The organism is Sphaerotilus natans, from assembly GCF_900156335.1.
In the GTDB taxonomy this organism is placed as follows: Bacteria; Pseudomonadota; Gammaproteobacteria; order Burkholderiales; family Burkholderiaceae_C; genus Sphaerotilus; species Sphaerotilus natans.
On record NZ_FTMZ01000020.1, the window covers coordinates 67,384 to 94,327 of the forward strand.

Sequence of the window (26,944 nt, forward strand, 5' to 3'; positions counted from 1 at the left end):
GTCAAGGTTAGGAAGCGCAGCGATGGGGTTCAGCGCTTGTGCGTCATTCGCACACTGCACTGATGATGGTGCGATATACGCACGAATGAGCGCCCTCTGCCGATCGACAGCGCCGCGTCATGCGCCGCCGAGCACAATCGGTGCATGAGCGATCCGGCCCTGACTCCCCCGCCGTCCGTTCCCTCGGTCCCGCCGGTCGAGGAGCGTCTCGCCCGATTGCGCCGCATGAAGCAGCTGGCGCTGCTGGCGCTGGCGCTGTGTGCCGGGCTGCTGGCGCTGGCGCACCAGCAGGGCCGCGCCGGTGCCTGGGGCTGGGTGGCGGCGTTTGCCGAGGCGGCGGTGGTCGGCGCGCTGGCCGACTGGTTCGCGGTGGTGGCGCTGTTCCGGCGGCCGCTCGGCCTGCCCTTCCCGCACACCGCGATCCTGCCGCGGCGCAAGCCGCAGCTCGCCGACCAGTTCGCGGTCTTCATGCGCGACCGCTTTCTCGACACGCCGACGCTGCTGGCCCGGCTGGACGCGCTCGATCCGCTGGCGCGGCTGGGCGACTGGCTGGCCCGCGAGGACAACGCACGCCGGCTGGCGACGCATCTGCAGGGCCTGAGCGGCGTGCTGCTGGGCTGCATCGACGATGCGCGGGTGCGCGGCCTGCTGCAGGGCGCGGTCACGCAGCGGCTCGAGCGGCTCGACCTGTCGCATGCGGCCGGGGATCTGCTCGACACCCTGACCGCGCAGGGCCGCCACCAGCAGCTCTTCGAGCAGGCGCTGCTGCAGCTGGCCGAGCAGGTCGACAGCGAGCCGGTGCAGCGCACGCTGGCCTCGGTGCTGCTGGAGATCGCCGGGCAGGAATATCCGCTGATGCTGCGCACCATCGGCCTGGTCGCCGACACCGACGAGTTCGGCCGCCGGCTGGCCTCGGCGACCGCTCGCGGCCTGACCCGCTGGGTGCACGAGGTCTGCGAGGATCCGCAGCATCCGCGCCGGCTGGCCTTCGACCAGAGCGTCGCCGAGCTGGTCGAGCGACTGCGCCAGGATCCGGACTTCGCCGCCCGCATCAACGCAGCCAAGGACCGCTGGCTGCACGAGCCGGTGCTGCAGGACTATGTACGCGGCCTGTGGGACGAGCTGCGCGCCTGGCTGATGGCCGATCTGGCCTCGCCGCAGTCGCGGCTGCAGGAGCAGATGACGCTGGTGGTCCAGCGCCTGGGACGGGCCCTGGGCAGCGACGCGGTGCTGCGCGCCGCGCTGCAGGCGCATCTGCGCACGGTGGTGGAGCAGAGCGCGCCGGCGCTGCGTGATCTGGCCGCCACCCACATCGCGCGCACGGTGCGCGGCTGGCATGACGAGCAGCTGGTGCAGGAGATGGAACTGGCGATCGGCCGCGACCTGCAGTTCATCCGGCTCAACGGCACGCTGGTGGGCGGCCTGATCGGTCTGGCGCTGCACGCCCTGGGGGGTTGACGGCAGGCGGCGGGGTGTCTCGCTTCATCTGTTGGAGCGATGCACGCAGGCAAGCCTTGAGTGAAACAATCGTCACAGATCAGAAACGTCATTCAGAAACGTCGTGACTTCATTCACGCAGGGAGAAAGAGATGACCGCTCGAGGTGCGCTGGAACTGCTGCTGAACGAACTGGGGCGACTGCCGGGCACCCGGCTGATGCCGGTCTCGACCCGTGCGCCGGCCCCGCGTGCACCGACGCCCCTCAACGCCGAGGATGCGCGCTGGACCTGGTATGACACTCAGCCGGACGAGCTGTCCGGCCTCGAGATCACCGAGTACAGCGTGCCAGCCGCCCTGTGCCAGGCCGTCTTCCAGACGCGGGACCGCGCCTTCCCGCCCGCCGGCGGCCGTTGAAGGCCGGAGGAATCTGTCCGTGAACTGCAATGACCTCGGCGGCCTGCTTGCTGTCCGTGACGAGGAACACGATCTTGTTACGCTCGGGGGCATGAGCGCCGATGTCCCGAGTTCTTCCGCACCGATCCGTCTGACCAGCGCGCACCGCCGCCGCCTGCGCGAGGTCTGGCGCTCGGCGGGCTGGCCGGCGCAGGACCTGCTCGAGGCCGAGCTGCTGGCTGCCGGCCTGCTCGAGCGCCATCACGACAGTGCCGGGCGCTGCACCATCCGGGTGACCGATGCCGGCATCCAGGCGCTGGCCGACTCCGCTGCGCGCAACCGCGCCGCCCGCAGCGCGCACGAGGCCCTGGTCGAGCAGGTCGCGCTGGCCATGCTCCGCGAAGGCCGCATCGCCTGGCGCGGCCTGACGCTGCGTGCCCGCGTGCCGGGCGAGTCCGGCGGCAGCGCGCCCGTGCCGATGGAGCTGTCGGCCCATGACGCCTCGGTCGACACCGGCCCCTCGTCCGATGACCGGACCTGGCAGCTGGCGATGCCCGATGTCTTCTCGGTGCGGCACACCTCGGTGGCGGCCTATCTGCAGCCGCTGGTGCACGAGATCAAGGTCAGCCGGGCCGACCTGCTGGCCGACCTGCGCCAGCCGACCAAGCGGGCGGCCTACCTCGACATGGCGGGCGGCCTGTACTACGTGCTCGCCGAAGGCATCGCCCGGGCCGAGGAGATTCCGGCCGAATGCGGCGTCATCGAGATGCGCGGCGGCCTGCTGCACACGCTGCGCCCGGCGCCGATGCGTGCGCCATCCCAGGAAGCCGGGCTGCCCTTCGCGGTCTGGATGGCGCTGGCCCGGGCCGTGCCGGTTGCGCGCCCGGAAAGCCTGCAGCTGCGCCTGGGTGACAGCCTGGAGAACACCGGGCCGCTGACGGACGATGCCGCGCCGGGGTCGTGAGGCCGCCGCAGCCCGCGGGACTCAGGCCGGCAGCAGCGTGCTGAGGCCGCTGCTCAGCGTCGACCACCACAGCACCCGGGGCTGACGGGCCAGCGTGCCCAGCCGCGTCGGGGCAGCCGGCCGGCCGTAGTGCAGCAGGCTGCGCACCGGCACCTGGCGGCTGCGGGCCACCCACAGCACACCCTGGCGGGGCTGATCGGGCTGCAGTTCCAGCGTGACCGCGCTGCCGGCGCGGCGCAGCTGCTCGACGCTGCGATCCAGCGTCTGCGGATCGTGGCAGGCCAGCATGACCTGCGCGGCGCGACCGGCCACGCGGTCGACCAGCCGCTCGAAGGCCTCGGTCGACTGACGGCGTGCCGCACCGGTGTCGGCCCAGCGCTCATGCACCAGCCGCAGCCGCACGCCAGCCTCGCAGGCGCGATCGGCATCGTGCAGGCTGGACTCTCGATCGGCCGACAGCGACAACCCCAGGCGGTCGTGATGCACGCGCAGCATCGCCAGCTGATCGATCAGCCGGCCGGTCGCCTCGGGCGCCACCAGATCGAGCGTGACCGGCATCGCCCGCGAGCGGGCCGCCGCCAGCAGCCGCATCATCTGCACCGCATCCTGACCCAGCGCGGCCGGCTGCACCAGCAGCGCGGCTTCTGCCGGCAGCTCGGACAGCCGGGCCATGCTGCCGATCAGCCGCGCGGCCACCTCGGCGGGCGACTCGTCCGCCTCAGGCCGGTAGCTCACGCAGGCGCCCATGCGCCAGCGCGCCAGCCGCACCGCCGCCGCCAGCACTTCGTCGAAGCGGATCGAGCCTCTGGACGGCGCACGACATTGCGCGGCGCCCCGGCTCACGCCCGCCATTTCTGCCATCTCCTGTTTCACGGCTGTGTCCATCAGAGTCCCCACCCCACAAAGCGCGACAAGTGTCACGAATTCAATCAGATTTCGAAGGCAATCCGAAGGCAAAAGTCGTGCCGATCAATTTTCATTGAGGTACCGCAAAGGCCTGGAACGCTCGTGACGACGGCGCACACGGGGGAATCACCCTGCCGGAGCGCGCCGCATTGCCGGACTTGCCTGGAAAGTGCACCGCCACGGGTCACCCCAGATGCACCACCGGGGTGAGCCGACGTACGCTGAAGGCCTGTTCAACACCGTCTTGGGGATCGGAGAAGCACCGTGGTCTTGCCCGCACCGTTGCGCAGCCTCCAGGCCGATCTGCCGGCCTGCCCGCGTATCCTGCTGGAGCTGCAGACCCTGATGCGCGATGACGAGCGCGCCTTGCCGGAAATCGCCGCGCTGATCGAGTCCGACATGGCGCTGGCCGCGGCGGTCGTGCGCACCGTCAACTCGGCGATGTACGGCCTGCTGCGGCGGGTCGAGACGGTCGGCGAGGCGCTGCGCTATCTCGGCACCCGGGAGGTGGTGGCGATCAGCTATGCCAGCGCGCTGCGGGCGGCTTTCCCGCCCTCGCCGCGCATGAACGCGCTGTGGCGCACCGCCGGGCTGAGCGGCCTGCTGATGGGCCGCAGCGCCGCGGCGCTGGGCGTCGATCCACTGCAGGCGCACACCGCGGGCCTGTTCGCGCGCAGCGGCCAGGCGCTGATGCTGGCGCACCTGGGATCCGCCTACGAAGCGATGCTCGAGGCCTTCGGCTCCGACGCGGCCGCGCTGGATGCGGCCGAGACCAGTGCCTGGGGCATCGGACATGCCGCCTACGGCAGCGTGCTGTGTGCCAGCTGGGGGCTGGCCGCGCCGGTCGTCAGCTTCGTGCGCGAACGGGTGCGCCCACCGACGCAGCGCCCACCGCTGGAGCCGATGCTGCGCCGGCTGCTCGCGCTGGGCGCCGCCACCGAGGCGCTGCTGCACGAGGACGGCGGTCCGGGCTCGCCGGCAGCGCTGGCCGCCCTGTCCGGACTGCCGGCCAGCGCCGACCTGCCCGAGCAGGCGCTGCGCGCTGCGGTGGCACCGCACTGGCGCCAGCTGGGCGAGCTGCGGGCACGCGGCTTGCAGATCATCGACTGACACCCGAGGAACCCCATGGCCCGCGACCCTTCCCCCTCCCCGGCCGGCCACATCCGGCTCACCTCCCATCCCGGCCAGGGTGCGGCCGGGGCCCCGCCGATCCGCTGGGGCGAAGCCGATCCGCACGCACGCGGCCCGGTGGTCGGCACGACCACCTCGCGCCACCAGCGCAATGTCGTGGGCACGCACAGCGGCAGCTACGGCGTCTACCGCGCGCTGGCGGTGGCGGCCGGCAACCTCGAGCGCGGCCACCGCGCCGACCTGACCAACACCGCGCCGACCGACCCCATCGGCCCCTGCCCGCAGTGGTCCGAGCCCGAGCGCATCGTCTCGATCGACCCGTGGGGCGCGCGGGTCGCCGAGGTCTTCGCCGAGCAGATCGCCGCCGGCCTGGACATCCGCCCGACCATCGCGGTGACCAAGGCGCACATCCACCTGCCCGAGGTGCGCCAGGCCATGGCCTTCCAGCGCCTGAAGCCCGACGGCCGCATCCTGCTGGAGGACGGCTCGGCCGCGGTGACCAAGATCGCGGTCGAGCCCGTCTGGTGGCTGCCCGGCGTGGCCCGGCGCTTCAAGGTCAGCGAGGCCGAGCTGCGCCGCGCGCTGTTCGAGGAGACCGGCGGCATGTACCCAGAGCTGGTCACCCGCAGCGACATCGAGGTCTTCCTGCCGCCGATCGGCGGGCAGACGCTCTACGTCTTCGGCGACGTGCGCGACCTGGCCGATCCGTCGGTGACGCTGACCGCGCGCATCCACGACGAGTGCAACGGCTCGGACGTGTTCGGCTCGGACATCTGCACCTGCCGGCCCTACCTGACGCACGCGATCGAGGAATGCATCGAGGGCGCGCAGGCAATCGAGCACGGCGGGCGCGGCGGCGTGGGCCTGATCGCCTACAGCCGCAAGGAGGGCCGCGCGCTGGGCGAGGTCACCAAGTTCCTCGTCTACAACGCCCGCAAGCGCCAGGTGGGCGGCGACTCGGCCGACAAGTATTTCCTGCGCACCGAATGCGTCGCCGGCGTGCAGGACATGCGCTTCCAGGAGTTGATGCCCGACGTGCTGCACTGGCTGGGCATCCGCCGCATCCACCGGCTGGTGTCGATGAGCAACGACAAGTTCGACGCCATCACCGGCAGCGGCATCGAAGTGGTCGAGCGCATCAAGATCCCCGACGAGCTGGTGCCGGCCGACGCGATGGTCGAGATCCAGGCCAAGATCGCCGCCGGCTACTTCACCACCGGCGAGGTGCCGGACGAGGCGGATCTGGCCGCCGTGAAGGGGCGCGGCCTTGAGTGAACACCATCGCCCCGACCCGCTGGCGGTGCTGAACGACCCGGCCACCGTGCGGCGGCGCTGCCATGCGATCGCCGCTGCGGTGGAGAGCGGTCATTCGGCGCATTTCCGCATCGACCGCGGCGCGCTGCCGGCGCTCGCGCAGCGCATCGCCGCCCTGACGCGCCGGCGATTCCCCGACCTGCAGATCCCGTACCACAGCCGCTGGCGCCACTTCGAGGCTGGCGGCATCGATCGCAAGGACGAGATCGACGCACTGCTGCGCCCGTTCGGCAGCGCCGGCCTGGCGCGCGCGCGCATCGACCTCGCGCTGATCAGCGTGCTGCTCGATGCCGGCGCCGGCCCCGACTGGCATTACGACGAGGCCGAGACCGGCCAGCGGCTGGCGCGCTCGGAGGGGCTGGCGGTGGCGACGCTGCGCGCCTTCGCGGCCGGCGCCTTCTCGTCGCGGCCGGACGAGCCCTGCCGGGTCGACGCCCGTGCGCTCGGCCGGATGGACGCCACGCGGCTGGCCGCCGTCTTCCAGGTCCGGCCGGACAATCCGCTCGTCGGCCTGGAGGGGCGTGCGGCGCTGCTGCGCCGGCTCGGCGCGGTGATGGCGGCGCAGCCCGAGCGCTTCGGCGACGACGGCCGCCCCGGCGGCCTGTTCGACCGGCTGGCCACGCGCGCGCGCCAACGCTCGAGCGCCGCGCCGACGCTGCAGGCGGCCGAGCTGCTCGCCGAGCTGCTGGCGTCGCTCGCGCCGATCTGGCCCTCGGGCCAGAGCCTGGACGGGCGGCCGATCGGCGATGTCTGGCCGCATCCCCAGGCCAGCGCGCCGGATGCGCCCGCCGCCGGGCGCGTGCCCTTCCACAAGCTGTCGCAGTGGCTGACCTATTCGCTGCTGGAGCCCTTCGAGTGGGCCGGCATCGCGGTGGAGGGCCTGGACGCGCTCACCGGCCTGCCCGAGTACCGCAACGGCGGCTTGCTGATCGACGGCGGCGCGCTGGTGCCGCGGGCGGCCGACTTCGCCGCCGCGCCGAAGGCGGTCGACGATCCGTGGGTGATCGAGTGGCGGGCGCTGACGGTGGCGCTGCTCGACGATCTGGCGCCGCTGGTGCGCGCCGAGCTGGGCGTCGATGCGGACCGGCTGCCGCTGGCGTGCATGCTCGAGGGCGGCAGCTGGGCCGCCGGCCGCGAGATCGCCGCCGAGCGCCGCCCGGGCGGCGCGCCGCCGCTGCGCATCGACAGCGACGGCACCGTCTTCTGATCCCAACCTGATCCGCAACCCGCGAGGAGAAACCGCATGAGCACGATGAACACCGCCGGCGCCGGCCAGGTCCACGTCGTCGATCACCCGCTGGTGCAGCACAAGCTGACGCTGATGCGCCAGAAGGACCGCTCGACCAACAGCTTCCGCCGCCTGCTCGGCGAGATCAGCATGCTGATGGCCTACGAGGTCACCCGCGACATGCCGACGCGGATGATCGAGATCGAGACGCCGCTCGAGACGATGCAGAGCCCGGTCATCGAGGGCCGCAAGACCGTCTTCGTCGTCGTCATGCGCGCCGGCAGCGGCTTTCTCGACGGCATGCTCGAGGTGGTGCCGGGCGCGCGCGTCGGCCACATCGGCCTGTACCGCGACCCGAAGACGCTGGTCGCGGTCGAGTACTACTTCAAGATGCCCGGCGACATGCACGAGCGCGACGCCATCGTGCTCGACCCGATGCTGGCCACCGGCAACTCGGCCGCGGCCGCGGTCGAGCGGCTGAAGGAGACCCGCCCGCGCTCGATCCGCTTCGTCAGCCTGCTGGCGGCGCCGGAGGGCCTGAAGCATTTTCACGAGGCCCATCCGGACGTGCCGGTCTACACCGCGGCGATCGACCGCCAGCTCAACGAGCACGGCTACATCGTGCCCGGCCTGGGCGACGCCGGCGACCGGATGTTCGGGACCAAGTAAGCCGGTCGGACATGAGGGCCGGAGACGGCTGTGGTTCAATTCCCTTCATCCGGCAGCGGCACGAATGGTCGTGAACGCGGCCGGACTCTGCCGAATCCAGAGCGGACGACACAAGATGGGGAATGAATGAACGAACTGGAGCGCCGGGACCCTCAGGACAGCCGCACGCTGGCTCGCCAGCTTCTCGACGATTGCGTCGCCCCTGATGCGCCGCGGCCGAGCACCGTGCGGCAGGCGATCGCCCTGGCGGGAACCTGTCCCGCCGATGCGGCCAGCACATGGCGCCTGGGCTGGCTGCAGGCGCTGCAGCGGGTGCTGGACGGCGAGCCGGAAGCCGCGCGCCAGCATCTGGCCCGGCTGCGCAGCAGCCCACCGCCCCGGCAGGCGAGCGCCCCGGACACCACGAATCTCGCCACGAATCTTGAGCCTGAGAACACCGAGCTGCCGCTGCTGTGGGTGGCCCTGCTGATCGCGCAGGCCCGGCAGGATGCGGCGGCGCTGGAAGCGGCTGCGCTGCGGCTGGCCGACGAGGCGGCCCGGATCGGTCATCAGCCCCTGGCGGATCTGGGCGAACACTGTCTGGCGCGCTGCCTGGACGCCGAGCAGCTGGCACGCCGGCGCCAGGTGCAGGACGGCGGCGACAGCCCGCCGGCCGCGGCGCGGCTGTCGCGCTATCTGGCGCAGCTGCAGGCCGGCGCACTGCCCGCGCTGGTGCCAGAGCACGCCGAACAGCGGCCCGCACTGCCGGACCGGCAGGCCTTCATGCAGCAGGCGCACCGCCTGCTGCCGCTGGCGGGCGGGCAGGACTGCGCGGTGCTGCTGCTGTCGGCCTGCGACATCGAGCCGACCGCCCCGGCCCGGCACGAGCAGGTGCTTGCCGCCTTTGCCCAGCTGATCGGACTGACGCTGCGCGCCGGCGATCTGGCGGCTCGCTGGTCGGACGCGCAGATCGCGGTGCTGCTGCCGCAGGCCTCGGCCGATGATGCCGCGCGCATCTGCCAGCGCATCGCGCAGGCGGTGCAGGAGCGCGACTGGTCAGCCCTGAGCGGCGATCGCCTGCTGCAGATCGACATCAGCCATGCCCAGGCCGGACCGGACGACACGCCGCAGACACTGATGCAGCGCTGCGAGGCAGAAATGGCCGCTGGCCGCCGCCGCCGGCGCCGCATCGCCGCCTGACACCTGACACCGATTGCCCTCTGCCGCGGAGACGTCCCGATGACCGAAGCCCGAGACCTGCTGATCCGCGACGCCACGCTGCCCGACGGCCGCACCGGCCAGGACCTGCTGATCCTGGCCGGGCGCATCGCTGCGGTCGGCCCGGCGCTGGCCGCACCGCCGGGCGTGCCCACGCTCGACGCCCAGGGCTGGATGGTCAGCGCGCCCTTCGTCGACGCGCATTTCCACATGGACGCGACGCTTTCCTACGGCCTGCCGCGCGTCAACGCCAGCGGCACGCTGCTGGAGGGCATCGCGCTGTGGGGCGAACTCAAGCCGCAGCTCACGCAGGAAGCGCTGGTCGAGCGCGCGCTGCAGTACTGCGACTGGGCGGTGGCCAAGGGGCTGCTGGCGATCCGCAGCCATGTCGACATCTGCGACGACCGGCTGCTGGCGGTCGAAGCGCTGCTGGAAGTCAGGCGCCGCGTCGCGCCGTGGCTGGACCTGCAGCTGGTGGCCTTCCCGCAGGACGGCGTGCTGCGCAGCCCGAGTGCGCTGGCCAACCTGAAGCGTGCGCTCGACCTCGGTGTCGAGGTCGTCGGCGGCATCCCGCACTTCGAGCGCACCGCTGAACACGGCGCCGAATCGGTGCGCCTGCTGTGCGAGCTCGCCGCCGAGCGCGGCCTGCGCGTCGACATGCACTGCGACGAGAGCGATGACCCGCTGTCGCGCCACATCGAGACCCTGGCCTTCCACACCCAGCGGCTCGGGCTGCAGGGCCGCGTCACCGGCTCGCACCTGACGTCCATGCACTCGATGGACAACTACTACGTCTCCAAGCTGCTGCCGCTCATCGCCGAGGCCGGCGTGCACGCGGTGGCCAACCCGCTGATCAACATCACGCTGCAGGGCCGCCACGACACCTACCCCAAGCGCCGCGGCATGACGCGCGTGCCCGAGCTGATGGCCGCCGGCGTCAATGTCGCCTTTGGCCACGACTGCGTGATGGACCCGTGGTACTCGCTCGGATCGGGCGACATGCTCGAAGTCGCGCAGATGGGCCTGCATGTGGCGCAGATGACCTCGCAGGCGCAGATGCGCGCCTGCTTCGATGCGGTGACGACGAACGCCGCCCAGGTGCTCGGGCTCGACGGCCACGGGCTGGACGTCGGCTGCCACGGCGATGTCGTGCTGCTGCAGGCGCGCTCGCCGGTCGAGGCGATCCGGCTGCGCGCGACCCGGCTGGCGGTGGTGCGACGCGGGCAGGTGATCGCGCGCTGCGCGCCGGCCCAGGCCGTGCTCGACCTGCCCGGGCGCGGCCCCGCCACGATCGACTGGACACTGCAGCGCTGAAGATCAGCTTTCCGCATCACGCCTTTTCGCCTTTTTCCCCAGGGGGGAGCAGGACCGATGGCCCGCAAGGCGCGTGGCTAGAATGGTCCCGCCCCGAAACTCAGAACGACAAACCTGCCCCGCTCATGAAACTCATCGGTTCGCTGACCAGCCCGTATGTGCGCAAGGTGCGCATCGTGCTGGCGGAGAAGAAGCTCGACTACAAGCTCGTCATCGAGGATCCGTGGTCGGATCCGGTCGGCCTGACCTCGTCCAACCCACTCAGCCAGGTGCCCTGCCTGGTGCTCGAGGGCGGCGACGCGCTCTACGACTCGCGGGTCATCGTCGAATATGTGGACACGCTCTCGCCGGTCGGTCGGCTGATTCCGGAAAAGGGCCGCGAGCGCGCCGAGGTCCGCACCTGGGAGGCGCTGGCCGACGGCCTGCTGGATGCCGCGCTGCTGGCGCGGCTGGAGTCGACCTGGCCCGGCCGCGACGCCAGCCAGCGCTGTCCGGCCTGGATCGAGCGCCAGCTCGGCAAGATCGACGCGGCCCTGCGCACCCTGTCCACGGGCCTGGGCGAACGCAACTGGTATTCCGGGCTGCATCCGACGCTGGCCGACATCGCGGTCGGCTGCGCGCTGGGCTATCTGGATTTCCGCTTTCCGGCGATCGCCTGGCGCGAGGCGCATCCCAATCTGGACCGGCTGATGCAGCGCCTGTCGCAGCGTGCCAGCTTCGTGGCGACGCAGCCGCCGGCCGCCCCGCCAGCCTGATCAGAGCTTCAGCGTCAGATCCACCACCCAGCCGGGGCGGGCCGGGCCGATCGCCAGCGGCGCGCCCAGATCGCTGGCGATGCGCTCCATCAGCGCGATGCCGCGGGCGGTGGCCTCGGCGCGACGCCCCTCGGGCTTGCCCCGGCCGTCATCGCTGATGCGCAGGCACAGGCTGCGCTGCGAACGCTCCTCGAGCAGCCGCAGCTCGAACCCGGCCGCATGTGCACCCTCGGCATGGCGCACCACATTGTCCAGCGCCTCCTGGACCAGCCGCATCAGATGCAGCCGGCTGCGCGCCGGCAGATGCAGCGTCGCGGCGGCCTCGTCGACCTGCCAGCTCAGCCGGATGCCCCGCTCGGCCAGCATCGGCTGGAAATGGGCCTGCAGGCCATGCAGACCGTCACCGAGCGCCGCCGGCTCGGCACGCACCGCCTCGCGCATCAGCCGCAGCGACAGCAGCGCCTGCGCGAGCTGCTGATCGAGGTGCATCAACCGCGCCGGGCCAGGAAGATCGTCGCCGGTGCGTGCCAGCGTGCGCGCAGCCAGCAGCTGCATGCCGAGCCGATCCTGGACCTCGCCGACCAGCCGCTGCATGTCGGTGTCCGCCTCAGGCACCCCCGGCCAGCGCGCCAGCGTGGAGTCGAAGGGCAGCGAGCGGCACGACAGCGCCTGCTTGTCCGCCCGGTCCTGCTGCCAGCGATGCCACAGCCGGCCCACCAGCGCCAGCGCCAGCATCGTGCCCAGCGCCAGCAGCCAGGCATCACTCGAGAGATCGGGGACAGCAGTCGGATTCACGGGGTCAGACAGGTTCAGAGAGTGGTTCGGATCAGTTCAGCTTCATCCAGAAGGGGGAGCGAGAGAATTGTCACGATCCAGGGGCCGGACTCGCCACCCCGAGGCCACGGGTCTGGCGGCTGCCGCAGCCACCTGCACGAGGGGCTGGCGCCTCGCCAAAATCGCAGTTCATGCCGCATTCGTGCTCGCGCTACACTCGCGCCTCAAAGCGCCGATTTGGTCCGGCTTGCGGGCGCTCTAGAAATTCCGCTAAAGAGGGGCACTCGACGACCCGGTGTCCGCCTCAGGCAGCGCCGGGTTTTTTTGTGGTCGGAAACCTTTGGGAGCCCTCCCGATGTCGATGCAGGGACACGTCACCCCGCAGAAGATGCACTTCAGCGACGCGCTGAAGCTGCGCAGCGGCGCCACGCTGCGCGATTACACGCTGGTCTACGAGACCTACGGCCGGCTCAACGCCGAGCGCAGCAACGCGGTGCTGGTGTGCCACGCGCTCAACGCCAGCCACCATGTCGCCGGCACCCACGCCGACAACCCGAAGAACGTCGGCTGGTGGGACAACCTGATCGGGCCGGGCAAGCCGCTCGACACCGACCGCTTCTTCGTCATCTGCATCAACAACCCCGGCTCGTGCTTCGGCTCGACCGGCCCGATGCATGTCAATCCGGACACCGGCCGCCTTTACGGCAGCGATTTCCCCGTGGTGACGGTGGAAGACTGGGTGAACGCGCAGGCCCGCGTGCTCGACCGGCTGGGCATCAGCCAGCTCGCCGCGGTGATGGGCGGCAGCCTGGGCGGCATGCAGGCGCTGAGCTGGACGCTGCAGTACCCCGAGCGCATGCGCCATGCGCTGGTGATCGCCTCGGCGCCGAACCTGTCGGCGCAGAACATCGCCTTCAACGAGGTCGCCCGGCGCGCCATCGTCACCGACCCGGACTTCCACGGCGGCCATTTCTACGCCCACGGCGTCGTGCCCAAGCGCGGCCTGCGGGTGGCGCGCATGATCGGCCACATCACCTACCTGTCGGACGACTCGATGGAGGCCAAGTTCGGCCGCGAGCTGCGCGCGGCCGAGCTGGCCTACTCGACGCAGGAGATCGAGTTCCAGATCGAGAGCTACCTGCGCTACCAGGGCGACAAGTTCAGCGAGTACTTCGACGCCAACACCTACCTGCTGATCACCCGGGCGCTCGACTACTTCGACCCGGCGCGCGAGTTCGGTGGCGACCTGTCGCGGGCGCTGGCCCGGGCGCAGGCGAAGTTCCTGGTGGTGAGCTTCACCACCGACTGGCGCTTCTCGCCGGCGCGCTCGCGCGAGATCGTCAAGGGCCTGCTCGACAACCGCATCGACGTCAGCTACGCCGAGATCGACGCGCCGCACGGCCACGACGCCTTTCTGCTGGACGACGCGCGCTACCACGGCATCGTGCGCGCCTGCTACGACAACATCGCCCGGGAGATCGGCGCATGAGCAACCGCCAGGCCCTCGAACTGATCGCCGATCTGGTGCCCCAGGGCAGCCGCGTGCTCGACCTGGGCTGCGGCGACGGCGCCCTCCTGGCCCTGCTGCGCGACCGGCGCGGCTGCCGCGGCTACGGCGTCGAGCTCGACGACGCCAAGGTGCTGGCGGGCGTGCAGCGCGGCGTCAACGTGCTGCAGCGCAACCTGGAAGAAGGCCTGAGCCTCTTCGAGGACAACAGCTTCGACGTGGTGCTGCAGCTCGACACGCTGCAGAACCTGCGCAACACCGAGGACATGCTGCGCGAGACCGCGCGCGTCGGGCGCATCGGCATCGTCAGCTTCCCGAACTTCGCGCACTGGCCCAACCGGCTGCGCGTGCTGCAGGGCCGCATGCCGGTGACCAAGGTGCTGCCCTACCAGTGGTACGACACGCCCAACATCCGGGTCGGCACCTTCGCCGACTTCGAGATCCTGGCGCGCAAGAACGGTCTGCACATTCTCGACGCCTTCGGCCTGCACGAAGGTGAAGTGGTACGGCACTGGCCCAATCTGCTGGCCAGCACCGCCGTCTTCAAGTTCGAGCACCGCTGAGACTCACCTGATCGCGGCCGCGCCGCTTGGCCTCGTACAGCGCCAGATCGGCGCGGTGCAGCCAGTCGGCGGCCGACTCGCTGCCATCCCACTGCGCCACGCCGAAGCTGGCGGTGACCGTGCCGGCGATCGCCATCGGCTCGCGGCGCAGCGCCTGCCGGGCCAGTTCGGCCTGGGTCTGCGCGCCGGCCAGATCGGTCGCTGGCAGCAGCAGCGCAAACTCCTCGCCCCCCATCCGGCCGAGCAGGTCTGCGCAGCGCATCTGCCGGCGCAGGCGAGCGGCCACCTCACGCAGCACCCCGTCGCCCGCGGCATGGCCATGCCGGTCATTGATGCACTTGAAATGGTCGATGTCGATCATCACCAGAGACAGCAAGGCCTGCTGATGCTGAACCTGCGCCAGCCGATCCATGAAGCCGCGCCGGTTCACCGCGCCGGTCAGGCTGTCCTGCAGCGCCAGCCTGCGCAGCGCCTGGCTGTGCTCACGGGCCGGTCGGCGCACCAGCCGATGCAGCGCACGGTCCAGCAGCAGGAAGATCAGCAGCAGCGCCAGCACCCGCGGCGGCAGGTGCAGCGGCCAGTCCTCCCGGTCCATCCAGGTCAGCAGCCCCAGGCCGACGCTGGCGACCACCGCGGCCAGAGCCACGGCAAGATCGATGCGCGCGCGCAGGTTCATCAGACATCCGTGTCGCCAGTTGCTTACACATTGTTTCATATAAAGCTGTAAATCCGGATGATTCCGCCCCGGATCAACCCGCACTTTGGCTCGGCTTTCACCAATCTGACGAATTCAAGCCTGTAGAGTGCGGAATTCGATCTTTGTCGTGGCATCGCGCCACCCGTCCGCCGAGGAGTTCCCATGCAGCCACTCGATGATCAGGACCGGCAGCTTCAGGACAAGCGTTCCCCCACCCACCGCCGCGCGCCTCTGTGGCGTTGCTGGATCACCGGCGGCCTGACGGTGGTGGCCCTGACCGTCACCAGTCTGGGCTCGCACCACAGCGGCAGCCTGGCGCGGCTCAGCCGGTTCTCGCCCACCGAGACGATCGCCCGGCTCGCCGCCCATGCGCAGGCCTATGGCCTGAGCGTCTTTGCCCGCATTCCGCTGCAGGACCGCGAGGGCCGTGGCGAATGGCTGGTACTCGGTCTGGCCGAGGACGAGACCGCGATCGTGCAGAGCGACGATCCCGAGCAGGTCGTCAGCCTGCCACTGACGATGCGCATCACCGCCGAGGCCGGCGGCGGCTCGCGCATCCAGTTCCATGCCACCGACGAGCTGCCGCGGCTGCCCGACGGCACGCTGCCCGCGCAGCTGATCGAGGGGCTGGAAGCGCTGCCGGCGCTGCTCGACGACGCGCTGGGCTGAGCTGGCGCAACTTCACCCGGGCTGGCTACACTGACCGCCGGACGGCCGCCTCCGGCCGGACACGAGGTCCGCATGAACGCCCCCGACACCCTGATCCGTCCCGACCCGGCCACGCTGGCGCAGCATGTCGCCGCCACCTGGGACCGCGACATCATTCGCGAGCTGACCGACTACATCGCGATTCCGGCCAAGAGCCCGATGTTCGACGCCGACTGGGCGGCGCACGGGCACCTCGACACCGTGGTGCGCCGCGCCGCCGACTGGGTGCGCGAGCGTCATGTGCCCGGCCTGACGCTGGAGATCGTGCAGCTGCACGACGCCGCCGGCCGGCGGCGCACGCCGGTGCTGTTCTTCGAGGTCGCCGCGACCCGCCACGAGACGGCGGTCGGCACCGCGCAGCAGCCCACCGTGCTGATGTACGGCCACCTCGACAAGCAGCCCGAGTTCACCGGCTGGCGCGCCGATCTCGGCCCCTGGACCCCGAAGCGCATCGACGAGCGGCTCTACGGCCGCGGCGGCGCCGACGACGGCTACGCGGTCTACGCCGCGATCGCGGCGATCGAGGCGCTGAAGGCCCAAGGCTCGCCGCACCCGCGCATCGTCGGCCTGATCGAGACCGGCGAGGAAAGCGGCTCCGACGACCTGCCCTTCTATGTCGAGGCGCTGCGCGAGCGGCTGGGCGACGTGAGCCTGGTGGTCTGCCTCGATTCGGGCGCCGGCAACTACGAGCAGCTCTGGCTGACCACCTCGCTGCGCGGGCTGGTCAGCGGCGCGCTGAAGGTCGAGGTGCTGGAGGAAGGCGTGCATTCGGGCGACGCCAGCGGCGTGGTGCCGTCGAGCTTCCGCATCCTGCGCCACCTGCTCGACCGGCTGGAGGACAGCGCCACCGGCCGGCTGCTGCCCGGCGCCTTCCATGTCGAGATCCCAGCGGCGCGGCTGGCGCAGGCCCGCGCCACCGCCGCGGTGCTCGGCGACGAGGTCTGGAAGCGCCAGCCCTGGGCCTGCGGTGCCGAGGGCCTGCCGGTGCTGCCGATGACCGACGATCCGGTGGAAGCCCTGCTGGGCCGCACCTGGCGGCCGACGCTGAGCGTGACCGGCGCCGAGGGCCTGCCGCCGCTCTCCAGCGCGGGCAACGTGCTGCGCCCCTTCACCGCCTTCAAGCTCAGCCTGCGCCTGCCGCCGACGGTTGACGCCAACGCCGCCGCCGAGCACCTGAAGACGCTGCTGGAGGCCGACGCGCCCTACCGCGCCCGCGTGAGCTTCCAGCCCGACGGCCGCGCCGGCGCCTGGGGCGCCAGCGGCTGGGACGCGCCCGAGCTGGCGCCGTGGCTGGAGCAGGCGATGGACCGGGCCTCGCACGACCAGTTCGGCGCGCCGCTGGGCTACATCGGCCAGGGCGGCACCATCCCGCTGATGAACCTGCTGCAGAAGAGCTTCCCGCGGGCGCAGATGATGGTCTGCGGCGTGCTCGGCCCGAAGAGCAACGCGCACGGCCCCAACGAATTCATCGACCTGGCCTACGCACGGCGCCTGACCGCCGCGGTCGCGCAGGTCATCGCCGCCCACCCTTGAGCCTGCACGGCCTCTGTGCGGACCGCCTGCGCGGTCCGTCGCCCTTGCCATGTCACCCCGACCTTTCTGCTCTCTTCCGTCCCGCGCGCTGGGCGCGCTGCTGCTGCCGCTGGCCCTGTCCGGCTGCGGCACGCTGCTGCCGCCGGCCTGGATCATCGGCCAGCAGCGCACGATGATCACCGACCATCAGCACTTCGACAACGCACCGATCCCGGCCTCGCGCCAGCCGGTGCCGCTGCCGACCGCACCCGAGGCGCTGACGCTGCCCGCCGCGCCCGATGGCGGCGAGCTCGGCCCCTGGCTGGAGCAGCAGGGCACGGTCGCGCTGATCGTGCTGCGCGACGGGCGCATCGTGCATGAGCAGTACTTCGCCGGCCGCCAGCGCGACACGCTGCTGACCTCGTTCTCGGTGGCCAAGTCGGTGGTGGCGCTGCTGCTGGGCCAGGCGATCCGCGACGGCCACATCCGTGGCGTCGACGATCCGGTCACGCGCTACCTGCCCGAGCTCGAGCGCCAGGATCCGCGTTTCGCCCAGGTGCGGCTGCGCGACCTGCTGGCGATGCGCAGCGGCATCGCGTTCCAGGAAAAGTACAGCTCGCCGTGGTCGGACGTGGCGGTCTTCTATCTGACGAAGGACCTGGGCCGCGCGGTGGCCGGCCTGAAGATCGCCGAGCCCCCCGACCAGCGCTACCGCTACAGCAGCGGCGACACCCAGCTGCTGGGCATGGCGATCGAGCGCGCGACCGGCCGGCGGCTGTCGCAGCAGGTCGCGCAGGACCTGTGGACGCCGATGGGCGCCAGCATGGACGCCAGCTGGAGCGTCGACAGCGCGGTGCTCGGCCAGGCGCGCGCCTTCTGCTGCCTGAATGCCCGCGCGCTCGACTTCGCCCGCATCGGCCAGCTGATGCTGGACCGCGGCCGTGTCGGCCCGCGCCAGGTGGTGCCGGCCGCATGGATCGACACGCTGCTGACGGTGCAGACCTATCCCGGCGACGATGCGGCCGCACAGCGCAACATCGAGCTGCCAGGCCGGCCGGAAGCGGCCTTCTACACCGGCCAGTGGCGCCGCCTGCCCCAGGGCCCGCTGGAAATGCGCCCCGATCCGGCGTCCGGTCGCGACCCGGCCACGCTGGTGCCGGGCACCGACTTCTACGCGCAGGGCCAGCACGGCCAGTACATCTACGTCGCACCGCAACAGCGCACCGTCGTCGTGCGGCTGGGCACCGATCGACGGCCGGGCACCTGGTGGCCGGGCGTGCTGGGCCGCATCGCGCGCAGCGGCCTGGACGGCACCGAGCCGGTGGTCGAGGCGCTCAGCGCGCGCTGAGCCAGCCGTCGACGATCGCAGCGCTGGCGCGCGAGGCGACCTCGTCGATGAAGCGCATGAAGTCGATGTGCGCGCTGTCGTCGGCGCGGTCCGAGATGCTGCGCAGCACCGCAAACGGCAGGCCGAGGTCATGGCAGGCCTGCGCCAGCGCCGCGCCCTCCATCTCGACCGCCAGCGCATCCGGCAGCGCCTGGCGCAGCGCCGCGCATTCAGCCGCGGCGCCGACAAAGCGGTCGCCGCTGAGGATCAGGCCGCGATGCAGCGCCGGACGGCTCACGCCGAGCGCCTCGGCCGCCGCGCCGAAGGGCTGCGGCTGCGCCAGCACCGCCTCGCAGGCCGTGGCCAGCGCCTGGGTCAGCGCCGCATCGGCCGGAAAGCGCGAGCGCCCGGTCAGCGGCACCTCGAAGCGCGGGAACAGCGGCGAGGCATCCATGTCGTGCTGCAGCAGTTCGTCAGCCAGCACCAGATCGCCCACCTTCACGCCCGGGCCCAGCCCTCCGGCCACGCCAGTGAAGACCAGCGCACCGACGCCGAAGCGTTCGGCCAGCAGCGTCGCGGTGGTCGCCGCCGCGACCTTGCCGACACCGCACAGCACCAGCACCACCGGCACGTCGTGCAGTCGGCCGATCAGGAAATCGCGCCCGGCATGGCGCTGGCGCTCGAAGTCGGCCTCGCGGCCGCGTGCCAGCAGTGCGGCAAGCTCCTGGTGCAGCGCGCTGACAATGGCCAGCGGCCGGACCGGGGCCGGAGAAGACGTCGCGGAAGGAGTCGGGCAGGACGGCGTGCTCATGATCGGCGCGAGCATACGCCAGCCGACGCGTCAGTCGCCGAGATCCTCCAGGCCCAGGGCGCGCCGGACGGTGCGCGCCGTGGCCAGCCCTCGCAGACGCTCGACCTCGGCGACGAAGTCGGAGGCGACCTGCTCCAGATCGTCGAGATCCTGCGCCTTCTCGATGCGCAGCGTGTGGCGGTAGCCCCGGAACAGGCCGAGCGTCTGGCGCGCCAGCGCGTTCAGGCTGTCATAGAGATCGGCGTAGCCTAGCGTGGAATGCAGCCGAGGCCGGGTGCTGAGAGGAATGAAGGCGCTCTGCGGATCCTCCTCCTGCGGCGCGATGACCGGCGCAGGCACGGGCGCAGGCAGCTCCCCGCGAGACGCGGGCGAGACAAAACGCGGCACCTTCGGCGGGATCGGCAGCGCCAGCTGGGCCAGCTCGTCAGGGCGGAAGACCGGACCGAAATCGCTGGGCAGCGGCGCCGGACGGGTCTCGGCAGGTCCGGCCTCCTGCACCGGCTCGATCAGGCCGGCCTGCTCGAGCACGCCCACCTCGGCCCAGCCGACGCCGTGCACCATCTGCAGCCACTGCCGGACCGGCTTCGATGCGTCGAGGATCAGCAGCAGGTTGCGCGCCGAGCGCGGCAGCGGATAGTGCCGGTCACGCAGCACCTGTCGGCCGCGCACCGACTTGGCGTAGTACTCGGCCATGGTCCCTGCCTGACTGCTGCGGCGACCCTGCATGCGCGGTGCCGCAATCAGGACTTGCGGTCGCGCAGCTCGCGCCGCAGCACCTTGCCGACCGGCGTCTTGGGCAGCTCGTCGCGGAACTCGACGACACGCGGGCGCTTGTAGCCGGTCATGTTCTGCTCGCAGTAGGCCCGGACATCGGCCTCGGTCAGCGCCGGATCGCGCCGCACGATGACCACCTTGACCGCCTCGCCGGTGCGGCTGTCGGCCACGCCGACCGCGGCGCATTCGGCCACGCCGGGCATCTGCGTCAGCACGTCCTCGATCTCGTTCGGGTAGACGTTGAAGCCCGACACCAGGATCATGTCCTTCTTGCGGTCGACGATGCGGAAGTAGCCGCGTTCGTCGACCATGCCGATGTCGCCGGTGCGGAAGAAGCCGTCGGCGGTCATGACCTTGGCGGTCTCGTCGGGACGCTGCCAGTAGCCGGCCATGACCTGCGGGCCGCGCACCGCGATCTCGCCGGCGGTGCCCGGCGGCACCTCGCGGCCGTCGTCGTCGAGCAGGCACATCTCGGTGCCGGGCAGCGGCAGGCCGATGGTGCCGGTGAAGGCATGGCTGTCGGTCGGGTTGCAGCTGACCGTCGGCGAGGTCTCCGACAGGCCGTAGCCTTCGCAGATGGAGCAGCCAGTCTTCTGCAGCCACAGCTTCGCGGTGGCCTGCTGCACCGCCATGCCGCCGCCCACCGAGATCAGCAGATGGCTCCAGTCGACCGTGCCGAAGGCCGGGTGGTTGGCCAGCGCGTTGAACAGCGTGTTGACTGCCGGAAAGGTATGGAAGCGGATGCCCGAAAGCTCCTTGAGCAGCGCCGGCAGGTCCCGCGGATTCGGGATCAGCACATTGCAGGCGCCGACCCGCGAGCCCAGCATCATGTTCGTGTTGAAGCCGAAGATGTGATAGAGCGGCAGCGCGCAGATCTGCACCAGCTGCTCGCCGGGGGGCAGGCGCTTGAGGGCCGGCTGGTACCAGGCATCGCACTGCAGCACATTGGCGACCAGATGGCGGTGCAGCAGCATCGCGCCCTTGGCCACACCGGTGGTGCCACCGGTGTACTGCAGCACCGCCAGGTCATCGGGCCCGACCGCCACCGGCTGCAGGCTGCGTGCGCGCCCTTGCGCCAGCGCATCCCGGAAGCGCAGGGTGCCCTTCAGCTCGAAGGCCGGCACCAGCTTCTTGACCCGGCGCACGACAAAATCGACGATGGCCGCCTTCGGAAAGCCGAGCAGTTCGCCCAGCGAGGTCAGGACAACCTTCTCGACCGGCACCGAGGCGCGCACCTGCTGCAGCGTGTGCGCGAAGTTCTCCAGGATCAGCAGCACCTTCGCGCCGGCGTCGCGCAGCTGGTGCTCGAGCTCGCGCGGGGTGTAGAGCGGATTGACGTTGACCACCACCATGCCCGCACGCAGGATGCCGGCCACCGCGATCGGATACTGCGGCACGTTGGGCAGCATGACTGCGACCCGATCGCCCTTCTTCAGCCCCTGCGCCTGCAGCCAGGCCGCAAAGGCCTGCGACATCTCGTCGATGCGGGCATAGCTGAAGGTCTGCCCCATGTAGCGGTAGGCGTCACGATCGCGGAAGCTCGTGAAGCTCTCGTCCAGCAACGCGACCAGCGATGCATAGCGGCTGACCTCGATCTCGGCGGGAACCCCTTCGGGGTAGTGCCTCAACCAGACTTTGTCCATTCAGATGTCTCCAATGCTGCGGACTATTCTGGTGGAGGCCGCTTCAGCGGACATCAGGGGATTCATTCAGAGGCTGTCACCCCTGTTACTCATTTCCCATTCAGCCGACTTTCATCCGATGTTCAGGTCAAGGCCGCACGTCACGGCCTCATTCCACCGCCTTGACCATGTCCTCGACCACCTTCTTGGCGTCGCCGAACACCATCATCGTCTTGTCCATGTAGAACAGCTCGTTGTCCAGGCCGGCATAGCCGGCGGCCATCGAGCGCTTGTTGACGATGACCGTCTTGGCCTTGTAGGCCTCCAGGATGGGCATGCCGTAGATGGGCGAGCCCTTCTGCAGCGCCGCCGGGTTCACCACGTCGTTGGCGCCCAGGATGATGGCCACGTCGGCCTGGCCGAACTCGCCGTTGATGTCCTCCATCTCGAAGACCTGGTCGTAGGGCACCTCGGCCTCGGCCAGCAGCACGTTCATGTGGCCCGGCATGCGTCCGGCCACCGGATGGATGGCGTACTTCACCGTGATGCCCTTGTGGGTCAGCTTCTCGGCCAGCTCCTTGACCGCATGCTGCGCGCGGGCGACGGCCAGGCCGTAGCCGGGCACGATCACCACCGTCTCGGCATTGCCCAGGATGAAGGCTGCGTCGTCGGCCGAGCCGCTCTTGACGCTGCGCTGCGCCTGCGCGCCGCCGGTGGCCGCCGCCGCCTCGCCGCCGAAGCCGCCCAGGATCACGTTGAAGAACGAGCGGTTCATCGCCTTGCACATGATGTACGAGAGGATGGCGCCCGAGCTGCCGACCAGACTGCCAGCGATGATGAGCATCGCGTTGTTCAGCGAAAAGCCGATGCCGGCCGCCGCCCAGCCCGAGTAGCTGTTGAGCATCGACACGACGACAGGCATGTCCGCGCCGCCGATCGGGATGATGATCAGCACGCCCATCACGAAGGCCAGCGCCAGCATGGCGAAGAACGCCGGCCAGCTCTCGGTGAACATGAACACCAGCCCCAGGCCGACAGTGGCCAGGCCCAGCACGAGGTTGAGCATGTGCTGGCCGGCGAACTGCACCGGCGCGCCCTGGAACAGGCGGAACTTGTACTTGCCCGAGAGCTTGCCGAAGGCGATGACCGAGCCCGAGAAGGTGATCGCGCCGATGGCCGCGCCCAGGAACAGCTCCAGCCGGTTGCCCGCCGGGATCATTTCCCCCTTGGCGACGATGCCGAAGGCATAGGGCTCGGCGACGACCGCGATGGCGATGAAGACCGCTGCCAGACCGATCATGCTGTGCATGAAGGCGACCAGCTCGGGCATCTTCGTCATTTCGACGCGCTGGGCCATGACGGCGCCGGCCCCGCCGCCGACCACGAGCCCCGCCAGCACATAGCCCAGGCCGAGCGGCGAGCCAGCCAGCTTGACGATCAGTGCCGCGGTGGTGAGCACCGCGATCGTCATGCCGGTCATGCCGAAGACATTGCCACGGATCGAGGTGGTCGGGTGGCTCAGGCCCTTCAGGGCCTGGATGAAGCAGACGCTGGCCACCAGATAGAGCAGCGTGACGAGGTTCATGCTCATGCTGCATCTCCCTTGGAAGCCGCACCGGCGGCCGGCTTCTTGTCCTTCTTCTTGAACATCTCCAGCATCCGGCGCGTGACCAGGAAGCCACCGAAGACATTCACCGCGGCCAGCGCCACCGCCAGCACGCCCATGCTCTTGCCCAGCGTCGTCTCGGTCAGCGCCGCCGCCAGCATCGCGCCGACGATGACGATGGCCGAGACCGCGTTGGTGACCGCCATCAGCGGCGTGTGCAGCGCCGGCGTCACGGTCCAGACGACGTGGTAGCCGACGTAGATCGCCAGCACGAAGATGATCAGATTGAGGATCGTGGGGGACACGATGTCCATGGCGTGCTCCTTCAGCTGCGGGTGACTTGGCCGTCGCGGGCGACCAGGCAGGCGACGACGATGTCGTCATCCATCGGGACGTTCAGGGCGGTGGCGTCCTTCGCCAGCACCAGCTTGAGGAAGTCGAGCACGTTGCGCGCATACAGCGCCGAGGCGTCCGCCGCCACCAGAGCCGGCAGGTTGGTCTCGCCGACGATCGTCACGCCGTGGACCTGCACCGTCTGCCCGGCCACCGTCAGCGGGCAGTTGCCGCCGCCGTCGGGGCCACGGCCGGCGGCGATGTCGATGATCACCGAGCCCGGCTTCATCGCCTGCACCATCTCGGCCGAAATCAGCGTCGGCGCGGGGCGCCCCGGAATCAGCGCGGTGGAGATGACCACGTCGGCCTGCGCCACCCGCTTGGCCACCTCGACCTTCTGGCGCGCCAGCCAGCTCGGCGGCATCGGCCGGGCGTAGCCGCCGACGCCCTCGGCCGCTTCCTTCTCCTCGGCGGTTTCATACGGCACGTCGATGAACTTGGCCCCGAGCGACTCGACCTGCTCCTTCACCGAGGGCCGCACGTCGGAGGCCTCGATCACCGCGCCCAGGCGCTTGGCGGTGGCGATGGCCTGCAGGCCCGCCACGCCCACGCCCAGGATCACGACGCGCGCGGCCTTCACCGTGCCGGCGGCCGTCATCAGCATCGGGAAGAACTTCTGATAGCGGTCGGCGGCCATGACCACCGCCTTGTAGCCGGCGATGTTGGCCTGCGACGAGAGCACGTCCATGCTCTGCGCGCGCGTGGTGCGGGGGGCGGCCTCCAGCGCGAAGCCGGTCAGGCCGGCAGCGGCCAGGCGCTCCAGCCCGGCGCGGTCGAATGGGTCGAGCATGCCCACCACCGCCGCGCCGCGCTTCATCAGCGTGATCTCGGCAGGCGACGGCGTGCGCACCTTCAGGACCAGATCGCAGCCGAGGGCGCCCGCCGCATCGGTGATCTCCGCGCCAACGGCTTGGTAGGCCTCGTCAGGCGCGCTGGCCCGGGTTCCGGCACCGGACTGCACACGCACCGTGTGGCCCTGAGCCTTGAGCTTCTTCGCCGTCTCGGGCGTCACAGCCACGCGCGTTTCCCCCGCAGCCGTCTCCAGCGGTACACCGACCAGCATCTGACCCCTCCTCGTTGTGGATGTGCCAGATTACACAGATCGCATGACGCCACCACCCCCGTGCGATCCCGGAGACACGGCCCGTCACACAGGCCGCCACGCCCTCTGCAACCGCCCAAGCCGGTAGGATCGCGACATGAGCGAACAACGTTGGAAACCCAGTGTCACAGTCGCGGCCATCATCGAGCAGGACGGCCGCTTCCTGCTGGTCGAGGAAGAGACACCTGATGGCCTGAAATTGAACAATCCCGCAGGCCATCTCGAGGCCGGCGAATCACTGCTGCAAGGTGTGGCGCGCGAGGCGCTCGAGGAGACCGGGCGCCACTTCGTGCCCGAGGCCCTGCTGGGCGTCTACCTCGCCCGCATGCACCGCGAGGCCGATCCGGCCGCGGACGTGACCTACCTGCGCTTCGCCTACCGCGGTCAGGTCGGCGAGCCGATTCCTGGCCAGGCGCTCGATGCCGGCATCGTGCGCACCGTCTGGATGACGCCGGACGAGATCCGCGCCAGCGTCGCGTGGCACCGCTCGCCGATGCTGCTGCGCTGCATCGAGGACCACCTGGCCGGCCGCAGCCACCCGCTCGACGCGGTCTGGGCCGAGGACGCGCTGGGCGCCGGAGGTGTGGCATGAGCACGAGCGTGCGTCCGCAGCGTGTCGTCGTCGGCCTGAGCGGCGGCGTCGATTCGGCCGTCAGCGCGTGGCTGCTCAAGCAGCAGGGCCACGAGGTCATCGGCATCTTCATGAAGAACTGGGAAGACGATGACGACAGCGAGTTCTGCTCGTCGCGCCAGGATTTCCTGGACGCCGCCTCGGTCGCTGACGTGATCGGCATCGAGATCGAGCACGTCAACTTCGCCGCCGAATACAAGGACCGCGTCTTCGCCGAGTTCCTGCGCGAATACCAGGCCGGCCGCACGCCCAACCCCGACGTGCTGTGCAATGCCGAGATCAAGTTCAAGGCCTTCCTGGACCACGCGATGCGTCTCGGGGCCGAGAAGATCGCCACCGGCCATTACGCCCGCGTGCGCGAGAACCCGGCCCGCCAGCGCTTCGAGCTGCTCAAGGGCCTGGACCCTGCCAAGGACCAGAGCTATTTCCTGCACCGGCTGAACCAAGCGCAGCTGTCGAAGACGATGTTCCCGGTCGGCGAGATCCACAAGACCGAGGTGCGACGCATCGCCGAGGAGATCGGTCTGCCCAACGCAAAGAAAAAGGACTCGACCGGCATCTGCTTCATCGGCGAGCGCCCTTTCCGCGATTTCCTGAACCGCTACCTGAGCAAGGAACCCGGCCCGATCAAGGACGACCGCGGCCGCGTGCTCGGCGAGCATGTGGGTCTGAGCTTCTACACGCTCGGCCAGCGCAAGGGCATCGGCATCGGCGGCGTGAAGGAGAAGAAGTCGGCGCGCGGCGGCGGCGACCACGAACCCTGGTTCGTCGCCCGCAAGGACATGGAGAAGAACACGCTGTGGATCGTGCAAGGCCATGACCACCCGTGGCTGCAATCGCACCAGCTGCGTGCAGGCGACATCAGTTGGGTAGCCGGCGAGGCACCCGCGCCGGGAGTCTGCGCGGCCAAGACGCGTTATCGCCAGGCGGATGCCCGTTGCCGCATCGACGCCGGCAATCCGGCCGATGGAGGCTTCGGTCTGCAATTCGATGAGGCGCAGTGGGCGGTCACGCCTGGCCAGTCGGCCGTCGTCTACGACGGCGAGGTGTGTCTGGGCGGCGGCATCATCACGACCGTGATGGCGTGAGTTCCCCCCACGTCAGAATAGTTGCTGCGTCGATAGAACCCGAAGAGGGGGCGAAGACGAGGAGAAGACGTGGCTCGATACGGCAAGGAATACAAGGACCGGGTGGTGGCGAGGCTGCTGCCACCGGAGAGTGCCCCGGTGGAGCGGGTATCCGCAGAAGTGGGCGTGAGCACTTCAACGCTGGAGCGGTGGCTGGCCGACGCGCTGGAATCGGCGAGCGGTGGAGAGCCCCCGGAGCATGTCAAGGTAGTTGCCGCGTAAGTCATGCCGCGACTGCGCTTATTTCGGCGGCCGCGGCCACACATTCCCGCTCGGGATTGAGCGTGACTGCCCCGATGGGCGACCAGTCGCGGGTCTTGCCCGACCAGCGTTTCGGGTTCGCCTGACGGGCTTGGCCGTACAGCGCATCGCGCGCCGCCAGGATCTCCCGGTCCTGCCCTGCATGGCGCTGTGCCGGACTCACAAACCGGATGCCGCTGTGACGGTGGTCGTGGTTGTACCAATGCACGAACGCGCTGG

The 26,944-nt window shown here is 70.3% G+C and carries 26 protein-coding genes, 2 pseudogenes and 1 riboswitch; of the genes and pseudogenes, 18 read left to right on the forward strand and 10 right to left on the reverse strand.

Features of this window, described 5'->3' with window-relative positions; all coding sequences use genetic code 11:
* The first annotated feature begins 144 nt into the window (after positions 1 to 144).
* The 3 genes from BW996_RS16235 to BW996_RS16245 all read left to right on the forward strand — a co-directional run bounded on the left by BW996_RS16235 (position 145) and on the right by BW996_RS16245 (position 2,796).
* Positions 145 to 1,458, forward strand: a complete 1,314-nt coding sequence (locus tag BW996_RS16235; protein ID WP_037481586.1) for a DUF445 domain-containing protein — start codon at positions 145 to 147, stop codon at positions 1,456 to 1,458.
* Positions 1,459 to 1,589: 131 nt separating this feature from the next.
* Positions 1,590 to 1,853: a hypothetical protein gene (locus BW996_RS16240; protein ID WP_037481588.1), complete on the forward strand. Its 264-nt coding sequence runs from the start codon at positions 1,590 to 1,592 to the stop codon at positions 1,851 to 1,853.
* 91 nt (positions 1,854 to 1,944) lie between these two features.
* Positions 1,945 to 2,796 carry a hypothetical protein gene (locus BW996_RS16245; RefSeq protein WP_051631897.1) on the forward strand — a complete coding sequence of 284 codons (852 nt, stop codon included), beginning with the start codon at positions 1,945 to 1,947 and terminating at the stop codon, positions 2,794 to 2,796.
* 21 nt (positions 2,797 to 2,817) lie between these two features.
* On the opposite strand, the gene BW996_RS16250 is transcribed toward BW996_RS16245, so the two are convergent.
* The gene (locus tag BW996_RS16250) at positions 2,818 to 3,669 is read right to left on the reverse strand and encodes a hypothetical protein (protein ID WP_139330918.1); all 852 of its coding nucleotides are present in this window, start codon (positions 3,667 to 3,669) and stop codon (positions 2,818 to 2,820) included.
* A gap of 303 nt (positions 3,670 to 3,972) precedes the next feature.
* Between BW996_RS16250 and BW996_RS16255 the strand changes: the two genes are divergently transcribed.
* The 7 genes from BW996_RS16255 (at position 3,973) to BW996_RS16285 (ending at position 11,310) form a co-directional block, all read left to right on the forward strand.
* On the forward strand, positions 3,973 to 4,812 hold the full coding sequence (locus BW996_RS16255) for an HDOD domain-containing protein (protein ID WP_162177972.1): 840 nt from the start codon (positions 3,973 to 3,975) through the stop codon (positions 4,810 to 4,812).
* A 15-nt stretch (positions 4,813 to 4,827) separates the two neighbouring features.
* Entirely contained in the window at positions 4,828 to 6,108 is a 1,281-nt protein-coding gene (locus tag BW996_RS16260) for a GTP cyclohydrolase II (RefSeq protein ID WP_037481592.1), read from the forward strand.
* A complete protein-coding gene (locus BW996_RS16265; protein WP_037481593.1) occupies positions 6,101 to 7,354 on the forward strand; it encodes a URC4/urg3 family protein in 1,254 nt (417 codons plus the stop codon). The genes BW996_RS16260 and BW996_RS16265 overlap by 8 nt, the downstream gene beginning before the upstream one ends.
* 36 nt (positions 7,355 to 7,390) lie before the next feature.
* Positions 7,391 to 8,044: a uracil phosphoribosyltransferase gene (gene upp, locus BW996_RS16270; protein ID WP_037481595.1), complete on the forward strand. Its 654-nt coding sequence runs from the start codon at positions 7,391 to 7,393 to the stop codon at positions 8,042 to 8,044.
* Positions 8,045 to 8,170: 126 nt separating this feature from the next.
* Positions 8,171 to 9,223, forward strand: coding sequence for a diguanylate cyclase domain-containing protein (locus tag BW996_RS16275; RefSeq protein ID WP_037481597.1), 1,053 nt, complete (start codon positions 8,171 to 8,173; stop codon positions 9,221 to 9,223).
* Between the two features lie 39 nt (positions 9,224 to 9,262).
* The gene (locus tag BW996_RS16280; protein ID WP_037481599.1) at positions 9,263 to 10,555 is read left to right on the forward strand and encodes an amidohydrolase family protein; all 1,293 of its coding nucleotides are present in this window, start codon (positions 9,263 to 9,265) and stop codon (positions 10,553 to 10,555) included.
* 125 nt (positions 10,556 to 10,680) lie between these two features.
* A complete protein-coding gene (locus BW996_RS16285) occupies positions 10,681 to 11,310 on the forward strand; it encodes a glutathione S-transferase family protein (RefSeq protein ID WP_037481601.1) in 630 nt (209 codons plus the stop codon).
* Here BW996_RS16285 and BW996_RS16290 read toward each other — a convergent pair whose 3' ends face one another.
* Entirely contained in the window at positions 11,311 to 12,105 is a 795-nt protein-coding gene (locus tag BW996_RS16290) for an ATP-binding protein (RefSeq protein WP_037481604.1), read from the reverse strand.
* 198 nt (positions 12,106 to 12,303) lie between these two features.
* Positions 12,304 to 12,375, forward strand: a riboswitch (SAM riboswitch).
* Positions 12,376 to 12,439: 64 nt separating this feature from the next.
* Between BW996_RS16290 and metX the strand changes: the two genes are divergently transcribed.
* Both metX and metW read left to right on the forward strand, forming a co-directional pair.
* Positions 12,440 to 13,573 carry a homoserine O-succinyltransferase MetX gene (metX, locus tag BW996_RS16295; protein ID WP_139330920.1) on the forward strand — a complete coding sequence of 378 codons (1,134 nt, stop codon included), beginning with the start codon at positions 12,440 to 12,442 and terminating at the stop codon, positions 13,571 to 13,573.
* Positions 13,570 to 14,154 (forward strand): methionine biosynthesis protein MetW, encoded by a 585-nt coding sequence (metW, locus tag BW996_RS16300; protein ID WP_037481606.1) that lies wholly within the window; start codon positions 13,570 to 13,572, stop codon positions 14,152 to 14,154. The genes metX and metW overlap by 4 nt, the downstream gene beginning before the upstream one ends.
* Here the strand turns inward: metW and BW996_RS16305 are convergent.
* The gene (locus BW996_RS16305) at positions 14,135 to 14,830 is read right to left on the reverse strand and encodes a GGDEF domain-containing protein (RefSeq protein ID WP_051631899.1); all 696 of its coding nucleotides are present in this window, start codon (positions 14,828 to 14,830) and stop codon (positions 14,135 to 14,137) included. The two genes, metW and BW996_RS16305, sit on opposite strands and share 20 nt — an antisense overlap.
* A 183-nt stretch (positions 14,831 to 15,013) precedes the next feature.
* On the opposite strand from BW996_RS16305, the gene BW996_RS16310 reads away from it, so the two are divergent.
* From BW996_RS16310 to BW996_RS16320, 3 genes are all read left to right on the forward strand, one after another.
* Positions 15,014 to 15,520: a hypothetical protein gene (locus tag BW996_RS16310; RefSeq protein WP_037481608.1), complete on the forward strand. Its 507-nt coding sequence runs from the start codon at positions 15,014 to 15,016 to the stop codon at positions 15,518 to 15,520.
* Between the two features lie 72 nt (positions 15,521 to 15,592).
* Entirely contained in the window at positions 15,593 to 17,092 is a 1,500-nt protein-coding gene (locus BW996_RS16315) for a M20/M25/M40 family metallo-hydrolase (RefSeq protein ID WP_037481611.1), read from the forward strand.
* Between the two features lie 49 nt (positions 17,093 to 17,141).
* Complete coding sequence (locus BW996_RS16320) at positions 17,142 to 18,419, forward strand: serine hydrolase domain-containing protein (protein ID WP_051631900.1); 1,278 nt, start codon at positions 17,142 to 17,144, stop codon at positions 18,417 to 18,419.
* On the opposite strand, the gene BW996_RS16325 is transcribed toward BW996_RS16320, so the two are convergent.
* From BW996_RS16325 to BW996_RS16350, 6 genes are all read right to left on the reverse strand, one after another.
* Positions 18,406 to 19,209 (reverse strand): 5'-methylthioadenosine/adenosylhomocysteine nucleosidase, encoded by an 804-nt coding sequence (locus tag BW996_RS16325; protein ID WP_051631901.1) that lies wholly within the window; start codon positions 19,207 to 19,209, stop codon positions 18,406 to 18,408. The genes BW996_RS16320 and BW996_RS16325 overlap by 14 nt on opposite strands.
* Positions 19,210 to 19,239: 30 nt before the next feature.
* Positions 19,240 to 19,902 carry a hypothetical protein gene (locus BW996_RS16330; RefSeq protein WP_037481612.1) on the reverse strand — a complete coding sequence of 221 codons (663 nt, stop codon included), beginning with the start codon at positions 19,900 to 19,902 and terminating at the stop codon, positions 19,240 to 19,242.
* Between the two features lie 47 nt (positions 19,903 to 19,949).
* On the reverse strand, positions 19,950 to 21,626 hold the full coding sequence (locus BW996_RS16335; RefSeq protein WP_037481613.1) for a long-chain-fatty-acid--CoA ligase: 1,677 nt from the start codon (positions 21,624 to 21,626) through the stop codon (positions 19,950 to 19,952).
* Positions 21,627 to 21,774: 148 nt separating this feature from the next.
* Positions 21,775 to 23,196: an NAD(P)(+) transhydrogenase (Re/Si-specific) subunit beta gene (locus BW996_RS16340; RefSeq protein ID WP_037481614.1), complete on the reverse strand. Its 1,422-nt coding sequence runs from the start codon at positions 23,194 to 23,196 to the stop codon at positions 21,775 to 21,777.
* A complete protein-coding gene (locus tag BW996_RS16345; protein WP_037481615.1) occupies positions 23,193 to 23,525 on the reverse strand; it encodes an NAD(P) transhydrogenase subunit alpha part 2 in 333 nt (110 codons plus the stop codon). Before BW996_RS16345 ends, BW996_RS16340 begins: the two co-directional genes overlap by 4 nt.
* An 11-nt stretch (positions 23,526 to 23,536) precedes the next feature.
* Positions 23,537 to 24,667 (reverse strand): Re/Si-specific NAD(P)(+) transhydrogenase subunit alpha, encoded by a 1,131-nt coding sequence (locus tag BW996_RS16350; RefSeq protein WP_037481616.1) that lies wholly within the window; start codon positions 24,665 to 24,667, stop codon positions 23,537 to 23,539.
* 136 nt (positions 24,668 to 24,803) lie between these two features.
* On the opposite strand from BW996_RS16350, the gene BW996_RS16355 reads away from it, so the two are divergent.
* The 3 genes and pseudogenes from BW996_RS16355 to BW996_RS21430 form a co-directional block, all read left to right on the forward strand.
* Positions 24,804 to 25,298, forward strand: a complete 495-nt coding sequence (locus BW996_RS16355; protein WP_037481617.1) for an NUDIX hydrolase — start codon at positions 24,804 to 24,806, stop codon at positions 25,296 to 25,298.
* The gene (gene mnmA / locus BW996_RS16360; protein WP_037481618.1) at positions 25,295 to 26,425 is read left to right on the forward strand and encodes a tRNA 2-thiouridine(34) synthase MnmA; all 1,131 of its coding nucleotides are present in this window, start codon (positions 25,295 to 25,297) and stop codon (positions 26,423 to 26,425) included. The genes BW996_RS16355 and mnmA overlap by 4 nt, the downstream gene beginning before the upstream one ends.
* A gap of 69 nt (positions 26,426 to 26,494) precedes the next feature.
* Positions 26,495 to 26,632: pseudogene (locus BW996_RS21430) on the forward strand (transposase); the annotation flags it as partial.
* Positions 26,633 to 26,687: 55 nt separating this feature from the next.
* On the opposite strand, the pseudogene BW996_RS16370 reads toward BW996_RS21430, so the two are convergent.
* Positions 26,688 to 26,944, reverse strand: a pseudogene (locus BW996_RS16370) (hypothetical protein); the annotation flags it as partial.

Coding starts and splice junctions, on each gene's coding strand:
- mnmA (WP_037481618.1), top strand. CDS start 25,295: ATGAGCACGAGCGTGCGTCCGCAGCGTGTCGTCGTCGGCCTGAGCGGC.
- BW996_RS16350 (WP_037481616.1), bottom strand. CDS start 24,667: ATGCTGGTCGGTGTACCGCTGGAGACGGCTGCGGGGGAAACGCGCGTG.
- BW996_RS16325 (WP_051631901.1), bottom strand. CDS start 19,209: ATGAGCACGCCGTCCTGCCCGACTCCTTCCGCGACGTCTTCTCCGGCC.
- BW996_RS16235 (WP_037481586.1), top strand. CDS start 145: ATGAGCGATCCGGCCCTGACTCCCCCGCCGTCCGTTCCCTCGGTCCCG.
- BW996_RS16345 (WP_037481615.1), bottom strand. CDS start 23,525: ATGGACATCGTGTCCCCCACGATCCTCAATCTGATCATCTTCGTGCTG.
- BW996_RS16320 (WP_051631900.1), top strand. CDS start 17,142: ATGTCACCCCGACCTTTCTGCTCTCTTCCGTCCCGCGCGCTGGGCGCG.
- BW996_RS16285 (WP_037481601.1), top strand. CDS start 10,681: ATGAAACTCATCGGTTCGCTGACCAGCCCGTATGTGCGCAAGGTGCGC.
- BW996_RS16275 (WP_037481597.1), top strand. CDS start 8,171: ATGAACGAACTGGAGCGCCGGGACCCTCAGGACAGCCGCACGCTGGCT.
- metW (WP_037481606.1), top strand. CDS start 13,570: ATGAGCAACCGCCAGGCCCTCGAACTGATCGCCGATCTGGTGCCCCAG.
- BW996_RS16315 (WP_037481611.1), top strand. CDS start 15,593: ATGAACGCCCCCGACACCCTGATCCGTCCCGACCCGGCCACGCTGGCG.
- BW996_RS16260 (WP_037481592.1), top strand. CDS start 4,828: ATGGCCCGCGACCCTTCCCCCTCCCCGGCCGGCCACATCCGGCTCACC.
- BW996_RS16245 (WP_051631897.1), top strand. CDS start 1,945: ATGAGCGCCGATGTCCCGAGTTCTTCCGCACCGATCCGTCTGACCAGC.
- BW996_RS16355 (WP_037481617.1), top strand. CDS start 24,804: ATGAGCGAACAACGTTGGAAACCCAGTGTCACAGTCGCGGCCATCATC.
- BW996_RS16335 (WP_037481613.1), bottom strand. CDS start 21,626: ATGGACAAAGTCTGGTTGAGGCACTACCCCGAAGGGGTTCCCGCCGAG.
- BW996_RS16340 (WP_037481614.1), bottom strand. CDS start 23,196: ATGAGCATGAACCTCGTCACGCTGCTCTATCTGGTGGCCAGCGTCTGC.
- BW996_RS16240 (WP_037481588.1), top strand. CDS start 1,590: ATGACCGCTCGAGGTGCGCTGGAACTGCTGCTGAACGAACTGGGGCGA.
- BW996_RS16330 (WP_037481612.1), bottom strand. CDS start 19,902: ATGGCCGAGTACTACGCCAAGTCGGTGCGCGGCCGACAGGTGCTGCGT.
- metX (WP_139330920.1), top strand. CDS start 12,440: ATGTCGATGCAGGGACACGTCACCCCGCAGAAGATGCACTTCAGCGAC.
- BW996_RS16310 (WP_037481608.1), top strand. CDS start 15,014: ATGCAGCCACTCGATGATCAGGACCGGCAGCTTCAGGACAAGCGTTCC.
- upp (WP_037481595.1), top strand. CDS start 7,391: ATGAGCACGATGAACACCGCCGGCGCCGGCCAGGTCCACGTCGTCGAT.
- BW996_RS16280 (WP_037481599.1), top strand. CDS start 9,263: ATGACCGAAGCCCGAGACCTGCTGATCCGCGACGCCACGCTGCCCGAC.
- BW996_RS16305 (WP_051631899.1), bottom strand. CDS start 14,830: ATGAACCTGCGCGCGCGCATCGATCTTGCCGTGGCTCTGGCCGCGGTG.